The 21,517-nt window shown below is 70.2% G+C and carries 24 protein-coding genes; 8 read left to right on the top strand and 16 right to left on the bottom strand.

Annotation, left to right across the window (positions count from 1 at the left end):
* The first annotated feature begins 120 nt into the window (after positions 1–120).
* Positions 121–330, top strand: a complete 210-nt coding sequence (locus IPG65_RS06420; protein ID WP_293188418.1) for a hypothetical protein — start codon at positions 121–123, stop codon at positions 328–330.
* 8 nt (positions 331–338) lie between these two features.
* Positions 339–914 (top strand): hypothetical protein, encoded by a 576-nt coding sequence (locus tag IPG65_RS06415; RefSeq protein ID WP_293188417.1) that lies wholly within the window; start codon positions 339–341, stop codon positions 912–914.
* Between the two features lie 292 nt (positions 915–1,206).
* On the opposite strand, the gene IPG65_RS06410 is transcribed toward IPG65_RS06415, so the two are convergent.
* Positions 1,207–1,449 carry a hypothetical protein gene (locus IPG65_RS06410; RefSeq protein WP_293188416.1) on the bottom strand — a complete coding sequence of 81 codons (243 nt, stop codon included), beginning with the start codon at positions 1,447–1,449 and terminating at the stop codon, positions 1,207–1,209.
* A gap of 151 nt (positions 1,450–1,600) precedes the next feature.
* On the opposite strand from IPG65_RS06410, the gene IPG65_RS06405 reads away from it, so the two are divergent.
* Both IPG65_RS06405 and IPG65_RS06400 read left to right on the top strand, forming a co-directional pair.
* Positions 1,601–2,278: a DEAD/DEAH box helicase family protein gene (locus tag IPG65_RS06405; RefSeq protein WP_293188415.1), complete on the top strand. Its 678-nt coding sequence runs from the start codon at positions 1,601–1,603 to the stop codon at positions 2,276–2,278.
* A complete protein-coding gene (locus IPG65_RS06400; protein WP_293188414.1) occupies positions 2,275–2,763 on the top strand; it encodes a helicase-related protein in 489 nt (162 codons plus the stop codon). Before IPG65_RS06405 ends, IPG65_RS06400 begins: the two co-directional genes overlap by 4 nt.
* 472 nt (positions 2,764–3,235) lie before the next feature.
* Here IPG65_RS06400 and IPG65_RS06395 read toward each other — a convergent pair whose 3' ends face one another.
* The 5 genes from IPG65_RS06395 to IPG65_RS06375 all read right to left on the bottom strand — a co-directional run bounded on the left by IPG65_RS06395 (position 3,236) and on the right by IPG65_RS06375 (position 7,802).
* Positions 3,236–3,757 (bottom strand): succinylglutamate desuccinylase/aspartoacylase family protein, encoded by a 522-nt coding sequence (locus tag IPG65_RS06395; RefSeq protein ID WP_293189977.1) that lies wholly within the window; start codon positions 3,755–3,757, stop codon positions 3,236–3,238.
* Positions 3,758–3,761: 4 nt separating this feature from the next.
* Positions 3,762–3,971, bottom strand: a complete 210-nt coding sequence (locus IPG65_RS06390; protein ID WP_293188413.1) for a hypothetical protein — start codon at positions 3,969–3,971, stop codon at positions 3,762–3,764.
* 362 nt (positions 3,972–4,333) lie between these two features.
* Positions 4,334–5,533, bottom strand: a complete 1,200-nt coding sequence (metC, locus tag IPG65_RS06385) for a cystathionine beta-lyase (protein WP_293188412.1) — start codon at positions 5,531–5,533, stop codon at positions 4,334–4,336.
* A 19-nt stretch (positions 5,534–5,552) separates the two neighbouring features.
* Positions 5,553–7,136, bottom strand: coding sequence for a rhodanese-like domain-containing protein (locus tag IPG65_RS06380; protein WP_293189975.1), 1,584 nt, complete (start codon positions 7,134–7,136; stop codon positions 5,553–5,555).
* Positions 7,137–7,211: 75 nt separating this feature from the next.
* On the bottom strand, positions 7,212–7,802 hold the full coding sequence (locus IPG65_RS06375; RefSeq protein WP_293188411.1) for a cysteine dioxygenase family protein: 591 nt from the start codon (positions 7,800–7,802) through the stop codon (positions 7,212–7,214).
* 124 nt (positions 7,803–7,926) lie between these two features.
* On the opposite strand from IPG65_RS06375, the gene IPG65_RS06370 reads away from it, so the two are divergent.
* From IPG65_RS06370 to IPG65_RS06360, 3 genes are all read left to right on the top strand, one after another.
* Positions 7,927–8,775 carry a LysR substrate-binding domain-containing protein gene (locus tag IPG65_RS06370; RefSeq protein ID WP_293188410.1) on the top strand — a complete coding sequence of 283 codons (849 nt, stop codon included), beginning with the start codon at positions 7,927–7,929 and terminating at the stop codon, positions 8,773–8,775.
* 312 nt (positions 8,776–9,087) lie between these two features.
* The gene (locus IPG65_RS06365) at positions 9,088–10,095 is read left to right on the top strand and encodes a tripartite tricarboxylate transporter substrate binding protein (RefSeq protein WP_293188409.1); all 1,008 of its coding nucleotides are present in this window, start codon (positions 9,088–9,090) and stop codon (positions 10,093–10,095) included.
* Between the two features lie 22 nt (positions 10,096–10,117).
* Positions 10,118–11,164: a putative sulfate exporter family transporter gene (locus IPG65_RS06360; RefSeq protein WP_293188408.1), complete on the top strand. Its 1,047-nt coding sequence runs from the start codon at positions 10,118–10,120 to the stop codon at positions 11,162–11,164.
* A gap of 152 nt (positions 11,165–11,316) precedes the next feature.
* Here the strand turns inward: IPG65_RS06360 and IPG65_RS06355 are convergent, their stop codons facing one another.
* The 6 genes from IPG65_RS06355 to IPG65_RS06330 form a co-directional block, all read right to left on the bottom strand.
* The gene (locus tag IPG65_RS06355; RefSeq protein WP_293188407.1) at positions 11,317–12,228 is read right to left on the bottom strand and encodes a uracil-DNA glycosylase; all 912 of its coding nucleotides are present in this window, start codon (positions 12,226–12,228) and stop codon (positions 11,317–11,319) included.
* On the bottom strand, positions 12,225–12,737 hold the full coding sequence (gene rimI, locus IPG65_RS06350; RefSeq protein ID WP_293188406.1) for a ribosomal protein S18-alanine N-acetyltransferase: 513 nt from the start codon (positions 12,735–12,737) through the stop codon (positions 12,225–12,227). Before rimI ends, IPG65_RS06355 begins: the two co-directional genes overlap by 4 nt.
* A 31-nt stretch (positions 12,738–12,768) precedes the next feature.
* The gene (tsaB, locus tag IPG65_RS06345; RefSeq protein ID WP_293188405.1) at positions 12,769–13,458 is read right to left on the bottom strand and encodes a tRNA (adenosine(37)-N6)-threonylcarbamoyltransferase complex dimerization subunit type 1 TsaB; all 690 of its coding nucleotides are present in this window, start codon (positions 13,456–13,458) and stop codon (positions 12,769–12,771) included.
* Positions 13,455–14,462, bottom strand: a complete 1,008-nt coding sequence (locus tag IPG65_RS06340; RefSeq protein WP_293189973.1) for a DMT family transporter — start codon at positions 14,460–14,462, stop codon at positions 13,455–13,457. Before IPG65_RS06340 ends, tsaB begins: the two co-directional genes overlap by 4 nt.
* Positions 14,463–14,584: 122 nt before the next feature.
* Complete coding sequence (locus IPG65_RS06335; protein WP_293188404.1) at positions 14,585–15,007, bottom strand: hypothetical protein; 423 nt, start codon at positions 15,005–15,007, stop codon at positions 14,585–14,587.
* Positions 15,008–15,087: 80 nt separating this feature from the next.
* On the bottom strand, positions 15,088–16,314 hold the full coding sequence (locus tag IPG65_RS06330) for an MltA domain-containing protein (RefSeq protein WP_293188403.1): 1,227 nt from the start codon (positions 16,312–16,314) through the stop codon (positions 15,088–15,090).
* On the opposite strand from IPG65_RS06330, the gene IPG65_RS06325 reads away from it, so the two are divergent.
* Positions 16,247–16,408 (top strand): hypothetical protein, encoded by a 162-nt coding sequence (locus IPG65_RS06325; protein WP_293188402.1) that lies wholly within the window; start codon positions 16,247–16,249, stop codon positions 16,406–16,408. The genes IPG65_RS06330 and IPG65_RS06325 overlap by 68 nt on opposite strands.
* A gap of 97 nt (positions 16,409–16,505) precedes the next feature.
* On the opposite strand, the gene IPG65_RS06320 is transcribed toward IPG65_RS06325, so the two are convergent.
* The 4 genes from IPG65_RS06320 to IPG65_RS06305 all read right to left on the bottom strand — a co-directional run bounded on the left by IPG65_RS06320 (position 16,506) and on the right by IPG65_RS06305 (position 21,475).
* Positions 16,506–17,570, bottom strand: a complete 1,065-nt coding sequence (locus tag IPG65_RS06320; RefSeq protein WP_293188401.1) for a tartrate dehydrogenase — start codon at positions 17,568–17,570, stop codon at positions 16,506–16,508.
* Between the two features lie 18 nt (positions 17,571–17,588).
* Entirely contained in the window at positions 17,589–18,389 is an 801-nt protein-coding gene (hpaI, locus tag IPG65_RS06315) for a 4-hydroxy-2-oxoheptanedioate aldolase (RefSeq protein ID WP_293188400.1), read from the bottom strand.
* A gap of 16 nt (positions 18,390–18,405) precedes the next feature.
* Positions 18,406–19,875 (bottom strand): NAD-dependent succinate-semialdehyde dehydrogenase, encoded by a 1,470-nt coding sequence (locus IPG65_RS06310; RefSeq protein WP_293188399.1) that lies wholly within the window; start codon positions 19,873–19,875, stop codon positions 18,406–18,408.
* A 67-nt stretch (positions 19,876–19,942) separates the two neighbouring features.
* Positions 19,943–21,475, bottom strand: a complete 1,533-nt coding sequence (locus IPG65_RS06305; RefSeq protein ID WP_293188398.1) for a UxaA family hydrolase — start codon at positions 21,473–21,475, stop codon at positions 19,943–19,945.
* Positions 21,476–21,517 lie beyond the last annotated feature (42 nt).

Raw genomic sequence — 21,517 nt, 5'->3', positions numbered from 1 at the left:
CTATTCATGTTTCGTTAATTACGTGTCAATGTACTAGAGCCGAATGCGGAAACCGCGAACAAGCTGCGTCAGCGAATCGTGAACTGTGAGTGGTTCCTATTCCTCGCAACGGGCAATTCCATGGCGTCACGTTGGTGTCCTTGGGAACTCGGCTACGCAGACGGAAAGAAGCCCAACGAGAAGATTGCCATCGTGCCAACCCGTGATGGCCAGGCAACCCACGGTAACGAATGCCTGCAGCTCTACCGCAGGATAGAGGTGGACAACGCTGGAGGCCTTGGCATCTTCAATCCCAACACCACGTCCGGCTACAAGGTCAACAGCATCTAGCTCCCGCCATGCCCGCGCCTCTCTACCAGTGCTTGATTTTCGGTAAACCATCGCCGGAGCAATTCGCGACCCTGAGCGCCACCATCGGCAAGTCGATGGAGAACTTCGGCCTCAAGCCTGGCGAGCACTTCGCCATCACGGAGGGCTACGGCGATCACTTCGTAGAGACAGCTCCGGCGGTAGCGATGTTCTTCGGCGCCGTAGGTGCAACGCTTGCTGAGCACCCCAACCTCGTGCGTCTGAGCATCCCGGTCGTCCCGCTCGTGAGCAGTCTGAACAACGTCAGCGCTGAGTTGCCGGAATGCCTTCGGCCCATCAACGCCATGGCTCTCGCACCCGGCGACTCCAGCCTTGCCAAACCCGTCGGAGCGGCGCTTCAGTGCCTCGGCCTGTTGCCTGCCCAGCGTCGTGTCTTCGTAAGCTATCGACGCAACGAATCCCGCGACGCCGCTGTCCAGCTATTTGAAGAACTGTCCGCCCGGCAGTTCGATGTTTTTCTGGACACCCACTCGGTCGGCCGTCGCGACGGACTTCCAGTCCATGTTGTGGCGCCGGCTACCCAGCGCATGTTGTCTTCTGCTTGAGCGACGAGTCTTGTGATCGTCTCAGGAGCAGCGCCTCTCTTCTGCCCAGCATCCGCCAGCAAGACTTTGTGTACGGGCCCCAGGCCTCCCACCATGTGCAGGCAATCAGTGAGATAGCTGGCCAGGAATCTATCTCCGACCAGTCGAGATCCGGTCTGAGCTACGGCATGCAGCACTTTGTGCTCTGGCGATGTTCCCAGCGGACGGTCGTGCAGTTCGGGCATGGTTGGTACGAGTAGATTGGGTAGAGCTATCGTACCTTTGACCATGCCTTTCGATGAGAGCAGGGGAGCTATCGCGCCCGAGCCAGACACGCCATGCGGCTGTCCTGGACTTTGATGGCGTAGCAGCGATCCCGTGATCCTTTGATTTCCGCCGGACACTGGTTGCGGTTGTCATCATCCTTGATGCGGTAGCAATTTCCAGGGTCCCGCTTGACCTGCGCCAGACAGTACGCCCGCTTGTCCGCATCCTTGATCGCGTAGCACTCTGAGGTGCCTGCCATGGCCTCCCCCATCCAGGCCGTGACGACCATGCAGAGCGGCACGAGGAGGCTACTTCTCGCCCCGCTCCGGCTCATGCGCCCACCTCCGGACTGCCATCCATGGCCCGCGATGGCTGACTGAGGGCCACATGGACGGTATGGTTTGGCTGAGATAGCTGTGCCCTGCGCACCGATGGCTTGGGTGACCGCCAACGGCATTCGTGCCGTTGTCCAGGACACGCGCTTCCAGGGCGCGCAGATCGACGTGCGCTTCGCTGGCACGCTGCGCGACGACCAGGAGGTCGCGGCGGAGGCGACACTGCAGTACGACACCGGCGTCCTCTGCGCACCGACCGCCTTCGGCAAGACCGTCACGGCTGCGGCGGTGATTGCCAGGCGCGGCGTGAACACCCTGGTTCTGGTCCATCGCACGGAACTGCTGACGCAGTGGCAGGAACGGCTGCTGAGTTTCCTTGCCGCCGACAAGAACGTGATTGGCCGGATTGGTGGTGGCAAGTCCAAGCCCACCGGGAAAATCGACATCGCGGTGATGCAGTCTCTGGCAAGGAACGAAGAACTCAGCGCGCTGCTCGACAACTATGGCCAGGTCATCGTCGACGAGTGCCATCACATCGGAGCCGTATCGTTTGACTTGCTGCTGCGACGGGCCAAGGCGAAGTACGTCCTCGGCCTCACCGCGACCCCGTGCGTCGCGATGGCCAGCACCCCATCATCTTCATGCAGTGCGGGCCGATCCGGCACACGGCCCAGAGGCCGGACAGCGCGCCACAACGGATGGAGGTCCATCCGATTCGCGTGGCAGGGTCTCTTGAGGTTCCAGGTGACGCGGGAATTCAGGACATCTTCACCAGCCTCGTGAACGACGTGCGCCGAACGCGGGAAATTGTTGATGCGGTCCTTGAGTGCTACGGCCAGGGGCGCAAGATTCTGGTCCTGACGGAACGCACAGATCACATTGCCACCCTTGCTGACGCCTTTCGGAAGATTGCGCCTCGCATCTTCATCCTGCACGGTCGCATGTCGCGAAAGGAACGCATGGCGACCACGGCCGAACTGGACCAATTGCCGCCGACTGCTGCCAGGATTCTGCTCGCATCAGGGAAGCTGGTCGGGGAAGGTTTTGACCACCCAGCGCTGGACACACTGGCTTTGGCCATGCCGGTGTCATGGAGGGGAACGTTGCAGCAGTACGCCGGCCGGCTGCACCGGGAACACAGCGCAAAAACCGATGTCCGCATTCTGGATTTCGTCGGTACGGGTCACCCGGCGCTCCACCGCATGTGGGAGAAAAGGCTGCGGGGCTACAGCGCGATGGGCTACTCCATCGCACCGAGGCTTCTCTGACACCAAGCCTGAGGTGACCACGCCGTATCGACCCAGATTCTTTCGGGCGAGAACTTGGGCCGTCGGAATAACTGCCTGCAAATAGTGCCCATTTGGAGGTATAAATAGCCTACCTTCATAGGCGGCGCGAGTGTGAAGTTCCAGTGCGCCACCGATATGTACCGGCACGTGACTCTTCTCAGTTCTTGAAGGGTCCCTGTGCCCGGGTAGCGATTTCGCAGCTTACGCCTGCAAATTTCGCACCTTATGCCTACCGCGGGCAGCTAAGTCGTTGATTCATATGATGGAACTTTCGCGTCTTATGCCTTGCTCAACAGGCGGGCGCGGGCGCCGCCGCGCGGTGGCGCCCGAGAGCGGCGTTTTCAGGTCTTTTTGGCTGTTTGCCGGCGTCCCTGCTGCGCCTGCAGCTATAAAAAAGAAGCGTCCTCAACCTGAGGGCAGCGTCACGGCACACGCATTGCCATGCAGGACCTCACCACGCCAGCTCATCCCATTGCTGCGCCACGAAGGCCGCCCGCTCGCCCGTGTGCACCACGGGATCGCGCCGGGGTGACTGGTCGCCCTCGGGCGTGGCCATGATGGACAGGCTGGCCGCGAGCCTGGCGAAGCCGCGCTCGGCCTGCGCGACGTTGCCCGCCTCGTAGCGACTGCCGCCGCCCAGTTCCAGCATGAACGCGGGGATGCCCCGCGCCAGGCACTGGTAGTCCAGCGCGCCGGCGATGTTGCCCGGCAGCTCGCCCTTGCCGCCCACGTCCATGCGGCAGGCCACGTTGGGCTCGAACAGGCTGATGAACCTGAGCATCTGCTCCTCGGGCATCGGACTGTCGGGATGCACCTTGTAGACCGCGTACACGCGCGATTCGAACAGCGCGTTCATGGTGTGCAGGTTGATGAGGAAGTCCGCCGTGCCCTCGATCTCCTGCATCAGCGCATGCGCCAGCCGCTCGGACATCAGGCCGTTGGCGTTGCCGGGATAGGTTTGGTCGAGGTCCAGGTCGTCATGGGGGTTGCGCTTGCGCCCCGGTCGCCTCGCCGATCTGCTGCGCGTACAGCCGGCCGACCATGTCCACGCCGCCGCCCGCCGGGAACGGCACCGTGACCGTGACCGGCTTTTCCGGATAGGCGGCCTGCGCCAGCGGGGCCGTGCCGGCATACAGGGCGGTGGCGCACAGCAGGGCAACGATGGTTGTGGCGGTACGGTTGAGCATGGTTTCTTCCTTGTGAAGCGGTGACCCTAGAAACGGCAGTTGACCGCTTGTCACCCTCGGGAAAGTCGCGTGAGCATTGACCTCGACGGCTTCGATGACCTTCACCTTTCGGGTGAGAGCGCTACGCACCCGCCAGCACCGCGCTCGCCGCGCCATGCGGCGTTGCTCCTCCTTGCGCACAACACTGCGCCGCGTCGTCTCCTTGCAGGGCGCGGGCCGTCCAGAGGCCGGCCCCGTTCACGCCGTCCACAGGCGCGCAGGCGCCTGTGGAGCCGCGGCGTTCACCCTTGCCTGCCACGCCAATCACGGCACTGGCGGGCGCGTTCAACTGCCGTTTCTAGGGTGACGTGCCGGACGGAGCCTCAATCGAGGCACCCGAATGCCTGATCGAGATCGGCAATCAGGTCGCGCGGATCCTCCAGGCCGATGTGCAGCCGCACCACCGGCCCCCGGGCGCTCCAGTCGGTGACGCTGCGCGCCTGCGTCATGTGCGCGGAGGTCACCAGGCTTTCGTAGCCGCCCCAGGAGGCGCCGAGCCCGAACAGTTGCAGGCCGTCGATCAGCCGGTCCACGGTCTCGGGCGCGGTGCCGGGCGCAAGCTCGAAGGAGACGAGGCCGTTCGTCCCTTCGCAGTCGCGCCGCCACAGGGCATGGCCGGGGTGGGCCGGCAGCGCGGGGCAGAACACGGTGCGCACCGCAGGGTGCGCCTCGAGCCAGTGCGCGACCTGCAGCGCGTGCTCCTCGTGCATGCGCAGCCGCGCCGACAGAGAGCGCAGGCCGCGCAGCACGAGCCAGGCGTCGTCGGGACTGACGGTCATGCCGAACGCGTCGCAACGCTCGGCCAGCGGCTCCCAGGCGTCGCGCGTGGTGGCCACCGTGCCCATCATCACGTCCGAATGGCCCGAGAGGTACTTGGTCGCGGCCATGATCGACACGTCGGCACCCAGCGCCAGCGGCCGGTATTGCACGCCCGAGCCCCAGGTGCTGTCCACGACGACCAGGGCGCCACGCGCGTGGGCCATGGCCGCGAGCGCGGGCAGGTCGCACATCTCGTAGACCAGCGAGCCCGGGCACTCGGCATAGAGCATGCGGGTGTTGGGGCGCATCTTGGCCTCGGCGTCGCTGCCGTCGGCCGCGAAGAAGGTGTATTCGATGCCGTAGGGCCGCAGGAACTGCTGCGCCAGATGGCGCACGGGCTGGTAGGCGCTATCGGTCACCAGCACGTGGTCGCCGGGCTTCAGGTAGCTCAGCAGCGCCATGCCGATGGCCGCCAGGCCGGTGGGAAGCAGCCGGGTGCGGTGGGCACCCTCGAGTTCGCTCACGGCGTCTTCCAGCGCGAAGGCGGTCGGCGTGCCGCGCGCGCCGTAGCTGAACACGCGCTCGTGCGATCGGAGCCCACGCATCTCGCGCTGCTGCGCCGTGTCGGCGAACAGCACCGTGCTGGCCCGGACGATGGGCGGGTTGACCGCCGTGCCGCCCGTGTAGGCCGGCGCCTTGCCGCTGTGCAGCAGCCGCGTCTTGAAATTCAGGGACGAGGACACGGAGGTGTCGGATTCGGACATGGGTGGCGCGCTCCCCGGATCAGGCGCCGGCATTGGCCGGCAGCTGGAACGACGCCAGCTCCTGCGCGTCGAGCTGGCCGACCAGGCCGGTTTCCCAGGCCAGGTAGCGGCGCGCGGCCTCCTTGTTGCCGTCGTGCCGGTCGTGCACGAAGAAGAGGTGGTCGATGCATTCCGCGTCGCTGGGCGACTCCGGTGTCGCCACCTCCGCCCCGCCCGCCGACCGCCAGGCGGCCATGCCGCCGTCCAGCAGCAGCAGCGGCGGGTGCGCCGGCCGGCATTCCGCCATGGCCCAGGCGGCCAGCGCGGGCTCGTCGGCGATCAGCACGATCTGGCGCGTCTCGCCCGCGAGGTCGCTCGCCAGGCGGGGCCGGTTGGACCAGCGCGCGCCCGCGATGTGGCCGGCGCGGTAGGCCAGGCCGGGGCGCAGGTCCACGAGGGCGACGTCGCCGCGCGCGAGCCGGGCCGCGAGGTCGGCCGCGGCCACCGGGGCCAGGGGCGGCGGCACGGGGGCGGCGGGCGCCTGCAGCGCCAGGCCGCTGGCCAGGCCGCCTTCCAGGACGCAGGCGTCGTGCCCCATCTGGCGCAGCCAGCTCGCCACCGTGGGGGCGCGCACGCCATCGTCGTCGAACAGCACCAGCCGGGCGCCGCGCACGCCCACATATTGGTCGAAAGCCTGCATCAACTGCCCGCCGGGCGTGTGCTGCGCGCCGGGCAGGCTGCCCTGCGCGAACTCCTCCGGGGTGCGCACGTCGCACAGGAAGAGCGTGCGCTGTTCGTCCGCGGCCCAGGCGCGCACGGTGGCGGCGCTCACGGCCGCCACGCCGAAGCGCGCGGCCAGTTGCCGCGCGGCGTCCTTCAGGGCCAGGCTGCCGGAGCCGTCGGGGTAGCGCCGGGTGCCGCCGTGCTCCAGCCCCTGGTCGGCGAGGAACCAGCCCTGCGTGCCGTTCTCCAGGGCGTAGACGGGGTTGGGGATGCCCAGGTTGATCAGCGTCTGCGCGCCGATGATCGAACGGGTGCGGCCGGCGCAGTTGATGACGATGGGCGTGGTGTCGTCGGGCACCAGGGACCGCACGCGGTACGCCAGCTCGCCGTTCGGGCAGCAGGTGGCGGTGGGGATGTTCATCTTCCTGAACTCGGGGACAGGGCGCCCGTCCAGCACCACGACCGGCGCGGGCCCCGCGATCATGGCCGCCAGTTGCGGCGCGCTCACCCGGGGCGTGCCGTAGGTGTGCTCCGCCAGTTCGCCGAACGTCTTGGACGGCAGGTTCACCCCCGCGAACAGCACGTACCCCGCGGCCTGCCAGCCCGGCGCGCCGCCATCCAGCACGCCGACGCGGTGATAGCCCAGGGCCGCCAGCCGGTCCGCCGCGCGCCAGGCCACGCCGTCACCCGGCGCCCCGCCGTCGTCGTACACCACCACCCGGACGTCCCGCCGGGGCACCAGACGCCGCACGTCGAGCTCCAGCCGGCTGTAGGGCAGGGGCGTGGCGTAGAACAGGTGGGCTTCGCCGTACTGGCCGTGTTCGCGCACGTCGAGCAGGGCGACTTCCTGGCCGTCGTGCAGCCAGGACTTGAGCAGGGAGGGAGCGATGCGTTCGATCATCATGAAGGACTGAAGGGCGGGGTCGGGAACGGAGCGCCGGCCCCGCGGGGGGCGGAGCCTCGGGACGGGGGACGGTCAGCGCCGGGTCTGCACGCCGATGCCCATGGTCTGGCAAGTGCCCTTGTCCAGGTCGTAGCCGGTGCGCTCGGTCAGCGTCTCCAGCGCGCGGCCGTACATGTGCAGGTGGCGGATGACCTGCTCGCCCTCGATCTGCACCGAATGGATGTCCTCCGGCATGAGAGCGATGCCATGGCCCGGCTCCACCAGGACGTGGGCGGTTTCGCGCAGCGTGCCCCGGCCGGCGACCGACCCGTCGTCCGTGCGCTCGTACACGCGGTTGACCTCGGTGCCCTCCACCGCCGCGATGCACGCCCAGGTGGTGTGGTTGTGCGGCACGATGCGCTTGCCGGGGCGCATCACGTTCAGATAGAGCGCGTAGCTCTGGTCCGCGTCCTCCGCGATCAGGTAGCGGGCCTGGTGCTCGCCCGGCTCGGGCGGCGGGAAGTCGGCGGCCTGCCAGAACTCGGGCTGGGCGGCGATCGCCTCCAGCGAGGCCAGCACGTCGGCCAGCGCGGGACGCGTCGGCGCCGCCTCGCCGAGAGCGCTTTTCATCTGCGCGATGGCCGATGCGACGGCCTGGGTGCGTTGTTCGGTCACGGTGCTCAATGGAGTCTCCTGGTTTCGGTGCCTGCGTGGGAAGGGGGCTGCGAAGTTCGCTGTGCCACTCTAGCGCGCGCCCCGGCGGCAGACAACACCGCGCCAGCAGAAAAATCATCAGTATCATTAATGGATGAACACCCTCGACCTGGAACTGCTGCGGTCCTTGGTGGCGATCGTGAGCCACGACAGTTTCGCGGCGGCGGCGGTGCAACTGGGGCGCACCCAGTCCGCCGTGACGCAGCAGATGCAGCGCCTGGAGGAGCAGATCGGGCACCCGCTGTTCGAGAAGCGGGGGCGCCAGAAGCGCCTGACGGAGCATGGCGAGCGGCTGCTGGTCTACGCGCACCACATGCTGGCCGTCAACGACGAGGCCTTGCGCCACCTCAAACAGGGGCGGCTGGAAGGCACCCTGCGCATCGGCGCGCCGCACGACGTGGCCGACACCATGCTGCCGCCCCTGCTGATGGAAGTGGTGCGCAGCTCGCCCATGGTGCAGCTGGACGTCCACGTGGGGCGCAGCCCGTTCCTGATGGAATCGCTCAAGCGAGGAGAGATCGACATGGCGATCTCCAATCGGCTCGATGCCGAGCTGGACAGCGTGGTGCTGCGCACGTCGCCCACCGTGTGGCTGTGCGGGTCCACCTACGTGCACGACCCGGCGCGGCCCCTCCCCATGATCATGGCCGACGGCCCGAGCATCTTCCGGCGCCTCGCGCAGGAGGCGCTCGACGCCGCTGGCGTGGCCTGGATGACGCGCTACACCTCCAGCAGCCTGATCGGCATCCGCGCCGCGCTGCGCGCCGGCCTGGGGGTGACCGCGCGCGGCGTGGAGCAGCTCGACAGCGAGATGCGCGTGCTGGGCGCGGCGGAGGGGCTGCCGCCCCTGCCGCCTCTGGTGTACCGGCTCTACGTGCGCAGCCGCGTGGTCAACCCTTTGACGCGCCAAGTCTTCGACCGCATCAGAAGCCGCTTCCATTGACCGGCCCCGATACCGGGCTTCCCGCACCCCGCCGGTGCGGCGCCGCACCGTGGCGGCGCGGCGCGCCCTGCCGTGGGACGGCCGCCGCGAATCCATCAGAAATCCTTATCGGATTTCGTTCGAAAGTGGCTCGACCCGTCGCGGCTTGACTGACATCATGACTGCTCGCGAGGGTTGACGCGCCGCCATGGCGCCACGGCCCGGACGTGTGATTCCGGGCGTGTGAACGGTTCTTCGGGACCCTTTCGCGGCGGCATGCCCTGCCGCCCGCCAGCCCCCGGAGTTCTTCAACCGATCCACAGGAGTCTTCCCATGCGCCGCGCTTCCGTTTCCCGAACGCCCCTTCGCCACGCCGCTTGCCTGATCCTGGGCCTGGCCAGCGCCCTGACCGTCCATGCCCAGGCCTTGCCGAAGGCCGGGGACTTTCCCAGCCAGCCCCTCCACATGGTGTCGCCCTTTCCTCCGGGCGGCGGCAACGACTTCCACATGCGCCTGGTCAGCAACGAACTGGCGGCGGTCACCGGGCAGCCGGCGGTGGCCGAGAACAAGGGCGGCGCCGGCGGCAACATCGGCGCGAGGTACGTCGCCGACGGCAAGGCCGACGGCTACACCGTCCTGACCTCGCAGGTTTCGATCATGGCGGTGAACCCTACCCTGTACCGGACGGCCGGTTTCGACCCCGTCAAGAGCTTCGTGCCGATCACCCAGATCAACGCGGCGCCGCTGGCCATCGTGGTGGCCGCGAATTCGCCGCTCAAGACCATGGCCGACCTGCGCGCGCAAGCCCAGGCCCAGCCCGGACGCATGACCTACGCCACCCCCGGCAACGGCACGCTGTCGCACCTGGTCGGCGTGGTGCTGGAGAAGGATGGCGGGATCGACCTCACGCACGTGCCGTACCGCGGCGCGGGCCCGGCGCTGGCCGACCTGATCGGCGGCCAGGTCGGCCTGATGATCACCTCCACCTCCTCCGTGGCGGGGCACATCCAGCAGGGCATGGTGCGCGCGCTGGCGGTCACCAGCCCGCGCCGCGTCGGCGTGTTCAAGAGCGTGCCCATGCTGGAGGAGCTGGGCCTGAAGAACATGGTCTACGAGGACTGGTACGGCTTCTTCGCCCCGGCCGGCACGCCGCCCGAGCGCGTGGCCTACCTCAACCGCGCCATCACCAAGGTGCTCAAAAGCCCCGCCGTCGAGAAGAAGATCCTCGACGCCGGCGGCGAACTGGTGGCCGGCACGTCCGAGGCGCTGGCGGCGCAGCTCAAGCAGGACATCGAGCGCTGGTCGCGCGTGGTCAAGCTCTCCGGCGCGGTGATCGATTGAGGCCCGCGCGGCTGGAACATCCATGAATACCGCGACCGCCCCGCTCTCGCCGCCGCCGGACGCGCGGGGCCTGCCCGCGCTGCGCGGGCTCCTGCCCGGCGTCATGGTGTGCGTGGTGATCGCGCTGTCGGCCGCCTTCCTGTCCGAGCACTATGGCGGGCCGCGGCTGCTGTACGCCCTGCTCATCGGGCTGGCCTTCCACTTCCTCTCGGAGCTGCCGCGCGTCGGCGCGGGCATCGAGTTCTGCGGCCGCACGCTGCTGCGGGCCGGCGTCGCGCTGCTGGGGGTGCGCATCACGGTGGACCAGGTCACCCAGCTGGGCTGGGGGACGGCCCTGCTCGTCGTCGCCGCCGTGGCCCTGACGCTGTTCTTCGGCATCGCGCTGGCGCGCCTGCTGGGCCGCGCGCCGACGGAGGGCGTGATCACCGGCGCGGCGGTCGGCATCTGCGGCGCGTCGGCCGCCATGGCGGTGTCCGCCGTGCTGCCGTCCACGCCGGCCAACCAGCGCTTCACCCTCATGGCCGTGGTGGGCGTGACGGTGCTCTCGACCCTGGCCATGATCTTCTACCCCTTCGCCCTGAGCCTGGCCGGCCTGACGCCGGACCAGTCGGGCATCGTGCTGGGCGGGACGATCCACGACGTCGCCCAGGTGGTCGCGGCGGGCATGCTGCTCGGCCAGCACGCGGGCGACACGGCCACGGTGGTCAAGCTCTTCCGCATCATGCTGCTGGTGCCCGTCGTGCTGGCGGTCTCCGTCACCTACCGGCACCAGAGAAGCGCCGCCGCGAGCGGCCCGCGGCACGACGCGCCCAAGCCGGCGCCCCTCATTCCCGGCTTCCTGCTGGTCTTTGCCGGGCTGGTGGTGCTGTCCAGCCTGCATGTGTTCAGCCCGCCCTGGATGGCGGCGGCCAGCGCGGCGTCGGGTTGGATGCTGGTGGTGGCGATCGGCGCGGCCGGCGTCAAGACCAGCATCAAGGCCCTGGCCAACCTGGGCTGGCAGCCCGTGGTGATGCTGGTGGCCGAAACCGCGTTCATCGCCCTGGCCGTGCTGCTGGGCGTGATGCTGTGACCACCCCCAGGCTCCACACGCTTCGCGTTGTTCCACCGCCTGCGACCCGGCAAAGCCGGGCCGCGGCGGTTGCTGGCGTGGCTTGCTCCGCAGCCGTCGGATTCCTGGGGTTTCAGGCGCCGCGGGCCATGCGGCGCCTGGAGCAAAGGCGCTCAGGCCGGCGCGCCGGCGTCCACCTCCAGCGCCAGGCACAGGTCCTGCCACGCCTTGGCCTTCTCAGGCAGCGCGCGCAGCAGGTAGGCGGGGTGGTAGGTGACGATGACGGGCACGCCCTCGTAGTGGTGCACGCGCCCGCGCAGGCGGCCGATGGGATCGGTGGTCTTCAACAGCGACTGCACGGCGAAGCGCCCCATGGCCAGGATGAGCCGGGGCTTCACCAGCGCGACCTGGCGGCGCAGGTAGGGCTCGCACTGCGCCACTTCGTCGGGCTGCGGGTTGCGGTTGCCGGGCGGGCGGCATTTGAGGACGTTGGCGATGTAGACGCCCCGGCTGCCCGCCTCTTCAGGGCCTTTTAGCCCTTCAGCCGTCACCCCGCTTGCGCCGACAGCTATTGGATCAGGAGCAACGCCGGCCTGCCGCGACCGCCCGACGGCGGCCAGCATGTTGTCCAGCAGCCGGCCGGCCTGGCCGACGAAGGGCTGGCCCTGGCGGTCCTCGTTCTCGCCCGGCGCCTCGCCGACGATCATCCAGCCGGCCTGGCGGCTGCCGACGCCGAAGACGGTGTTGGTGCGTCCGGCGCACAGGCCGCAGGCCCGGCAGCCAGCGACGGCGGCTTCGAGCGCAGGCCAGTCCATGGCCTCGATGCCCTCGGGGCGCGCGCCCAGGGCGGCGCCGGCGGCCGGCGCGGCGACCGGCGCGGCGGGACGGAGGACAGGCGGCGGAGGCGGCGATGCTTCCTTCGGTTTTTCAATACGTTTTTCGACTTCAGCCAGCGCCGGCATTAAGCTTTCAGCTATCAAATTAGCAGCATCCGGCGCACGCGCGCGCGCCGTCGGCGGCGCCCACACCTTGATGCCCATCTCGGCCAGCATGGCGCGCTGGCGGCTGTCAAGTTCCACGGTCATGGGGTCGGAGGCTCCAGCCGCAGGCTCATGACCACCGCGTCCTCGCGCTCGCCGTGGAGGGCGGGATAGTAGCCCTTGCGCAGGCCGACGCGCACGAAGCCGCGGCGCAGGTACACCTGCTGGGCGCGCGTGTTGCCCTGGCGCACTTCGAGCCACAGCCAGTCGGCGCGCTGGCCGCGCGACCACAGGGCCAGCGCGTCGAGCATGACCAGCGCCCAGCCCTGGCGCTGGTGCGCGGGCGCGACGGTGATGTTGAGCAGGTGCACTTCCTGGTAGCCGGCCATGGCGACGAAGTAGCCCAGCAGCGTGTCGCCCGCCAGCAGGCACTGCGCCTCGTGGCCGGCGGCGAAGGTGTCGAGGAAGTTGCGGCGCGACCAGGGGTGGCTGTAGGCGCTCTGCTCGATGGCGAGCACGGCGTCCAGCCGCTCGGGCGCCATGGGCTCGAAGCGCGCCTCGACGGCGGCATCGAAGGTCAGGCCGGTCGGCGGCGGGGTCAGGACGGCGCTCATGGCGGCAAGAACGGGCGGGTGGCGGGCGGGGTCAGCGCGCGGTAGCGCGCTCGGCCGTAGTTTGCGCCACTTTGTCGCGCACGTAGAGCGGCAGCGCCTGCTCGGCCGGCACGGCCCGGCCGGCGGCGAGCAGCGCCGGGGCCAGGCTGAGCAGCGCGGCGGCGCTGGGGACGGCCGGCAGGCGCGGCAGCGCCCGCAGCGGCCCGGGCAGGCGCTCGCCGTGGGCGGCAAAGGCGTTGCCGGCCAGCGCCCAGCCCGCGCCCGCCAGGGGCGCCAGCGCCTCGGGCGCGCAGACCACGGTGTCGCCCTGCGCGGCCCAGCCGGCGCCGGCGGCCCAGGCCCAGGGCGCGGCGTAGACCTGGTCCATGCGCGCGTCCAGCAGCGCCAGCACGCGCGTGGCGCCGTGGGCCAGGCGCGCGTCCTCGGCCACGGCCAGCAGGGTGTCGACGGGCAGCACCGGCACGCCGGCGCCGAAGGCCAGCCCCTGCGCCACCGAGCAGGCCGTGCGCAGCCCGGTGAACGAGCCCGGCCCGCGCCCGAACACGATGGCGCGCAGGCCGCCCAGCGCCAGTCCGGCGTCGGCCAGCAGCGCCAGCACGGCCGGGATCAGCGCCGCCGACGCCTGCGCGCCGCCCGCGCCCTCGTGCGTCCACCGCCGGCCATCGCGCTGCACGGCGATGGACAGGCGCTCGGTGCTGGTGTCGAAGGCGAGCAGGTTCACGAGGCCCGGCTTTCGAGATGACTTTGGCCGCCAGCCCGCACGGGGATTGGGCTATCAGCTATTTTTCGAGGAGCACCCGCACGCACCCCGAACAGGATGCCCGCCGTCACCAGCACCAGCCCGGCGACCAGGTTCCAGCCCAGCGGCTCGCCCAGCAGCGCCACCGCGGCCAGCGCCGACAGCCCCGGCACCAGCGCGGTGATCATGGTCGAGCGCACCGGCCCGAAGGCGCGCACCATGGCCACGAAGCTGATGCCCGAGATGGCCACCGACCCCACGCCCTGGAACAGCGCCTGGAAGGCGATCTCGCCCCAGGGCGCCTGCGCCAGCCGCGTCGGCAGCAGGCCCGACCCGGCCAGCAGCGCGAACAGCGGCACGTAGGTCAGGAACGCGAAGGCGGTGACGGCGATGGTGGCGCGCACCGCGTCCAGCTGGAACCGGCGCGCCAGCACGCTGTAGACGGACCAGCTGAAGGCCGCCAGCATGAAGATCACGTCGCCCTTCCACACCTGGCCGCCGCCGAAGGCGCCCAGCAGGCTGGCGCCGCCCACCGTCAGGTCGCCCGCCACGATGCACGCCAGCCCCAGCGCCCGCGCCGGCGTGATGCGGTCGCCCAGCACCAGCGCCGCCAGCAGCGCCGTCCACAGCGGCAGGCTGCCCGGCATCAGCACCGAGGCGTGCGCCGCCGGCGCGAAGAAGAAGCCCGCGTAGCACAGCCCCGCGTACAACAGCCCGCCGAACAGGCCCGCCAGCACCGTCTGCCGCAGCGGCAAGGGCGAGAGCCCGCCCAGCGACGCGCTGCCCCGCGCCGGCCCGCCCGGCCGCGTCAGCCACAGGCCCCAGGGCAGCAGCACGGCGGAAGCGCCCAGGATGCGCAGCAGCGCGATGTCGAACGGCAGCAGCACATGCCCGGCCGAGGCGCGGCCGATGACGATGAAACCGGTCCAGATGGCCACCGTGACAACGGCCGCCGAGATGCCGACCGCACGGGGAGAGGAGGGCAGGGGGCGATTATCGCGCCGGGTCCGATGCCCTGCAGCCGGGGCCGGGATAGGCATCGAACAGGCCCTAAACCGGCATGGAGCAAGCACGGCCAGCTATTGATTTCATACCAGGACAGGGGCACCTACCCCGGCCCGGGCGGCCCGTCGCCGGTGTGGATGTTGGTTTCCACTGGCGCGTCGGGGTTGAAGGGCGGCCGGTTGCGCGGGCCGGGGCGGGGGGCGGCGCGCACGGGCGCGTCGGCGGCGTCGGGGACGGCGGCGCGTTGGCAGTACACGGGCTCGGGGATGTTGGTGTAGTCCAGCCGCGCCAGGCGCTGGCCGACGCCGAGGCCGAACTCGGCCCTGACCGTGGCGTCGGCGTACAGCAGCCGGTCTGGCGCGCCGGCCGCGCGCTCCAGCACGGCGTGGCCGCGCTGGCCCTCGACCAGGGCCATGTCCTGGTACAGCCGCGCCTCGAAACTCAGATCCGACGGGCAGCGGTAGGCCAGGCGCGGCGCGTCCAGCATGGCGGCGCAGCCGGGCAGCAGGGCCAGGACAGGCAGCATGAAAATTGCTTTTCTGATAGCTGTTCGCGCAGCATCCGCGCGGGCCATGGCCATTTTTGGCTCCAAACGTATGAACCCGTTCACCGGGGCCACAGCACCCACAGCTTGAGCGGCTGCTTCATGCGCCCGGCGAAGTCGCCGGCCTCGGCGCCCCAGCCGGCGAAGTAGTCGGCGCGCACGGCGCCGGTGATGGCGCTGCCGGTGTCCTGCGCCAGCACCAGGCGCTGCAGGCTGGCGACGGGGCCCTGCGAGGCCAGCCAGACGGGCGTGCCGTAGGGGATGCTCTGCGGATCGACGGCGATGGAGCGGCCAGGCGTCAGCGCCACGCCCTGCGCGCCGCGCGGGCCGAACTGCGCGTCCAGCGGCGACAGCGCCTCCTCGCGGAAGAAGACCATGCGCGGATTGCTCCACAGGAACTCCTGCACGCGCCGCGGGTTGACGGCCAGCCAGGCCTTGATGCCGGGCCAGGTGGCGTCGCTGATGAGGCTCTGACCCATCAGCCAGCCGCCGGGGCTGCGGTAGGGCTGGTCGTTGGTGGCGGCGAAGGCCAGGCGCACCAGGCGCTGGCGGCCGTCGGCCTCGGTCACGCGCAGGCGGCCGGAGCCCTGGATCTGCAGGATCAGCGCGTCCACCGGGTCGGCCAGCCAGGCGATCTCGTGGCCGGCGAGCTGGGCGCGCGCCTCGGGCAGGGTGTCCATCTCCTGCCGCGTGTACCAGGGCTTGCGCTGGCCCAGCGTCGGCGGCGGGCGGTACAGCGGCGCGCCGGTGCCGGCGGGCGGCTGGCGCGTGGCCTCGTACAGGGGCTCGAAATAGCTGGTCAGCAGGCCGTCGCCACCGGGCGCGCCGGCGCCGGCCAGGGGCTCGACGCGGTAGGGCTGCAGGCGCAGGCGCATCCACTGGCGCTGCTCCCCGGGCGTGGCCAGGGACAGGCGGCGCACCTCGCTGCACAGGCGGGCGAAGGCGGCAGCGGGGCGCTCGCAGCTTTTCAGCCAGGCGTTCCAGGCCTCGTGGGTGGCGTCCTGCTCGAAGCCGGGCAGGTCGGCCCAGCGCACCGGCACCCAGCGGCTGCGCGGGCGCTGCAGGGCGGGGCCGAGCGGGACGGTGTCGGCGACGTCGCCCAGGGGCGGCAGGGGAGATTCGGTGGACGGGGGCGTGGCCGGTGGGGAGGGGGACTGGACGGCGCAACTGGCCAGCATTCCTACAATGGCCGCTGCGCAAAGAAACCGTGATGCTCGCTTCATGACCCTGATTCTGCTGGAAGCGCTGGGCGCCCTGCTGCTGCTGCTGCTGATCGTGTGGTGGACCATGTTCGCGGGCCGCCGCAAGGGCGAGCTGCCGCCGCACCGGCGCGAGGGCGCGGACGAGCACGGCGCCGACCAAGCCCCGCCGCCGGAGCGCTGAGCGGCGCCCGGTTTCAAGCCGAATCAGCCGCTGGCCAGCGTGGGTATTGCGCCTATCGCTATCTTTTTTGAATCATCGTCCGCGCGGCCAACGCGCGTCAGATCAGCGCCGCCAGCGCCTCGCCCAGCTCGGTGGTGCTGGCCTGCCCGCCCAGGTCGCGCGTGCGCGGGCCCTGCGCCAGCACCTGCTCGATGGCGCGCACGATGGCGTCGTGCGCCGCCTGCTCGCCCAAAAATTGCAGCATCAGCGCCGCCGACCAGACCATGGCGATGGGGTTGGCGATGTTCTGGCCGTAGATGTCGGGCGCCGAGCCGTGCACGGGCTCGAACAGGCTGGGGAATTTGCGCTCGGGGTTCAGGTTGGCCGAGGGCGCCAGGCCGATGGTACCGGTGGTGGCCGGGCCCAGGTCGCTCAGGATGTCGCCGAACAGGTTGGTGGCGGCCACCACGTCGAAGCGGCCGGGCTGCAGCACGAAGCGCGCGGTCAGGATGTCGATGTGCTGCTTGTCCAGCGTCACTTCGGGGTAGCCCTGGGCCACGGCGTCGGCGCGCGCGTCCCACCAAGGCATGCTGAGGGCGATGCCGTTGCTCTTGGTGGCCAGGGTGACGTGCTTGCGCGGGCGGCTCTGCGCCAGGTCGAAGGCGAACTTCAGCAGGCGCTCGGCGCCGTGGCGCGAGAAGACCGATTCCTGGATGACGATCTCGCGCTCGGTGCCTTCGTACATCACGCCGCCGAGCGCGGTGTATTCGCCCTCGGTGTTCTCGCGCACCACCACGTAGTCGATGTCGCCGGGCTGGCGGCCGGCCAGCGGGCAGGGCACGCCCTCGAACAGGCGCACCGGGCGCAGGTTGATGTACTGGTCGAACTCGCGCCGGAACTTCAGCAGGCTGCCCCACAGCGACACGTGGTCGGGCACGGTGGCGGGCCAGCCGACGGCGCCGAAGAGGATGGCGTCCATGCCCTGCAGTTGCGCCTTCCAGTCGGCCGGCATCATGTCGCCGTGCTGCAGGTAGTAGTCGCAACTGGCCCAGTCGATGGGGGTGAACTCCAGCGCGAAGCCGAATCTGGCGCTGGCCGCCTCCAGCGCGCGCAGCGCCTCGGGCATGACTTCCTTGCCGATGCCGTCGCCGGGGATGGCGGCCACTTTGTAGGTCTTGCTCATGTCTCGTCTTTCTCCAGGTCAATAAGCCGATGCACCGGCCGCCATCATCGCGGCGTCGGTGCCCAGTCCGAAGTCGCCGGCCAGCTTTCGCGCGGCCTGCACCATCAGCGTCACCTCGATGCCGACGGCGACGAAGGTGGCGCCCAGTTCCAGGTAGCGGCGGGCCAGCGACGCGTCGCCCGTCAGGGTGCCGGCCGCCTTGCCGCTGGCGACGATGGTGCGGATGGCGCCCTCGATCGCGGCCTGCACCTCGGGGTGGCCGGGGTTGCCGCGGTGGCCCATCGACGCGGCCAGGTCGGCCGGACCGATGAACACGCCGTCCACGCCATCGACGGCGCAGATGGCCTCCAGGTTGTCCATGGCGGTGCGCGTTTCGGCCTGCACCAGCAGGCAGATTTCGCCGTTGGCCAGGTCCACGTAGCCGCGCCGCGCGCCCCAGCGTGCGGCGCGCGCCGCGCCCGCGCCGACGCCGCGCACGCCCTCGGGCGGGTAGCGGGTGGCGGCGACCAGGGCGCGCGCCTGGCTTGGCGTGTCCACCATCGGCACCAGCAGGTTCCGCACGCCGATGTCCAGCAACTGCTTGATGAGCGCGGTGTCGCCGGTGACGGCGCGCACCACCGGCTGGCCCGGGTAGGGCGCCACCGCCTGCAGGTGGGCCAGCGTGCTGCGCAGGTCATTGGGCGCGTGCTCGCCGTCGATCAGCAGCCATTGGAAGCCGGCCGTGGCGCAGGCCTCGGCGGCGTAGGGGTGCGCCATGGACAGCCACAGGCCGATCTGCGGCCTCCGCGCGGCGAGGGCTTGCTTGAAAGGATTGTTCATGGCGGTGTTTCCGTGTTCAGTCGAGTTGGCCCTGGCACACGTACTTGGTGTGCAGGTAGTCGTCCAGCCCGTGCGTGGAGCCTTCGCGGCCGTAGCCCGACTCCTTGACGCCGCCGAAGGGCGCGGCCTCGGCCGCCAGCGCGCCCTCGTTGACGCCGACGATGCCCGACTCCAGCGCGTCGGCCACGCGCCAGATGCGGCGCGCGTCCCGGCTGTAGAAGTAGGCGGCCAGGCCGAAGGGCGTGTCGTTGGCGGCGGCGATCACTTCATCCTCGCCGTCGAACACGGTGAGCGGCGCGACGGGGCCGAAGGTCTCTTCGCAGGCGCAGGCCATGGTGGCGTCGGCGCCGGCCAGCACGGTGGGGGCGTAGTAGGTGGGGCCCAGTTCGGGCAGGCGCCGGCCCCCGGTGAGCACCTTCGCGCCCCGGGCCACGGCGTCCTGCGCGTGGCGCTCGATCTTCTCGACCGCGCGGTCGTTGATCATGGGGCCGATCTGCGAGGCCGGGTCGCTGGCCGGGCCGACCTGGAGCGCGGCCACGCGCGCGGCGAGCTTTTGCGCGAAGTCGTCGAACACGGCCCGCTGCACGAACACGCGGTTGGGGCACACGCAGGTCTGGCCGCCGTTGCGGAACTTGGCGGCCATGAGGCCTTCGACCGCCGCATCCACGTCGGCATCGTCGAACACGATGAAAGGCGCGTTGCCGCCGAGTTCGAGCGAGAGTTTCTTCAGCGTGTCGGCAGAACGGCGCGCCAGGTGCTTGCCGACAGGCGTCGATCCCGTGAAGGTGATCTTGCGCACGCGCGGGTCGTCCAGCCACACATCCACCACCTCGGGCGTCTTCTCGCGCGAGGCGGTGACGATGTTGAGCACGCCGGGCGGCACGCCCGCCTCGTGCGCCAGCAGCACCAGGGCCAGCGAGGTCAGCGGCGTGTCCTCGGCCGGCTTGCAGACCACGGTGCAGCCGGCGGCCAGCGCGGGCGCGATCTTGCGCGCGATCATCGCGGCGGGGAAGTTCCACGGCGTGATGGCGGCCACCACGCCCACCGGCTCGCGCAGCGCGAACATGCGCCGGCCCGGCACGGGCGCGGGGATGATCTCGCCGTTCATGCGCGTGGCTTCTTCGCCGAACCATTCGATGTAGCTGGCGGCATAGGCCACCTCGCCCTTGCCCTCGGCCAGCGGCTTGCCCTGCTCGCGGCTGATGAGCTTGCCCAGGTCGTCCTGGTGGGCCAGCACCAGGTCGTTCCAGCGCTTGATGATGGCGGCGCGCTGCTTGGCGGGCACCTTGCGCCAGGTGGCGAACGCGGCGTGCGCGGCGTCCAGCGCGGCGCGGGCCTCGGCGGCGCCGGAGTCGGGCACTTCGGTGATGGCGGCGCCGGTGGCCGGGTCGGTGACGGCCAGGCGCGCGGCGGGCGCGTCGCACCAGCGGCCGGCGATGAAGTTGGCGCTGCGCAGCAGGTCGGGGCGGGTCAGGGCGAGTGGCATGGAATATGAATCAAATAGGGTTCCAGCCGGCGTGTGATATGCGCCAGCAGCTATTGTTTTTGAAGTTTCAGCTGACGATGCCCATGTGCCAGGGCACGAATTCGTGGTCGCCCAGGCCGAGCTGTTCGCTCTTGCTTTTCTCGCCCGAGGCCACGCGCAGGATGTGCTCGAAGATGCGCTCGCCCATCTGGTCTATGGTCAGCTCGCCGTCCACGACGACGCCGCAGTTGATGTCCATGTCTTCCTCCAGCCGGGTGAACATGGGCGTGTTGCTGGCCAGCTTGACGGTGGGCGCGGGCTTGCTGCCGAACATGGAGCCGCGCCCGGTGGTGAAGCAGATCAGGTTGGCGCCGCTGGCAATCTGCCCGGTGGTGGCCACCGGGTCGTAGCCGGGCGAGTCCATGAACACGAAGCCGCTTTGCGTGATCGGCTCGGCGTACTCGTACACCGCCTGCAGCGGCGTGGTGCCGCCCTTCATGGCCGAGCCGAGCGACTTCTCAAAGATGTTGGCCAGCCCGCCGGCCTGGTTGCCGGGGCCGACCACGCCGTTGAACTGGCCGTTGTGGCCGCGCGTGTAGTCCTCCCACCAGGCCAGCCGGTCGAGCAGCTTCTGGCCCACCTCGGGCGTGACGGCGCGCCGGGTGAGCATGAATTCCACGCCGTGGATCTCGGGCGTCTCCGACAGGATGGCCGTGCCGCCGTGGCGCACCAGGATGTCCATGGCCGCGCCCAGCGCGGGGTTGGCCGTGATGCCGGAGAAGCCGTCCGAGCCGCCGCATTCCAGACCGATCTTGAGGTGGCTGGCCGGCACCGGCACGCGCCGCGCGTCGTTGGCGGCCGGCAGCATCGCCTCGATGGCGCGGATGCCCTCGGCGATGGTGGCGCGGGTGCCGCCGGTGTCCTGCATCACGTAGGTGCGCAGCCGCTCGCCCGGCGCCAGGCCCTGCGAGGCCACCAAGTCGGCCACCTGGTTGCGCTCGCAGCCCAGGCCGACGATCAGCACGGCCGCCAGGTTGGGGTGGTTGGCGTAGCCGGCGATGGTGCGGCGCAGCACGTCGAAGTGCTCGCTGGGCGAGGACATGCCGCAGCCGCTGGTCTGGGCGAAGGCCACCACGCCGTCCACGTTGGGGTAGGCCGCCAGCCGCTCGGGCGTGAAGTGCGCGGCGATGTTCTTGATCACCGTGGCCGAGCAGTTGACCGAGGAAATGAGGCCGATGAAGTTGCGCGTGGCCACGCGCCCGTCCGGCCGCACGATGCCCATGAAGGTGGCGCGCTGGCCTTCCGGCACGTAGTCGATCGGCCGCACGTCCTGGCAGAACGCCGGGTCGCGGTCGAAGTCGATCAGCTCCAGGTTGTGCGAATGCACGTGCTCGCCCGGCTCGATGTCGCGCAGGGCGGCGCCGATCACGGTGTCGTATTTCTTGATCGGCTCGCCCTTGGGGATGCGGCGCGCGGCGATCTTGTGGCCGGCCGGCACCTGGGCGCGCATGCGCAGGCCGAATTCGGGCAGTTCCTGGCCGATGCCGATCGGCTGGCGCGCCACCAGCACGTTGTCGTTGGCGTGCAGGCGGATCAGGGGCGAGCGGGTCGCGGTGTCCATGCCATGGGCTCCTGGAATTGAGACGCGAAGTATGAGGGGCGG

It is taken from the genome of Ottowia sp., assembly GCF_016703145.1.
Lineage (GTDB): Bacteria > Pseudomonadota > Gammaproteobacteria > Burkholderiales > Burkholderiaceae_C > Ottowia.
The sequence above is the reverse complement of the archived record's forward strand: the minus strand, read 5'-3'. Positions and strand labels throughout refer to the sequence as shown.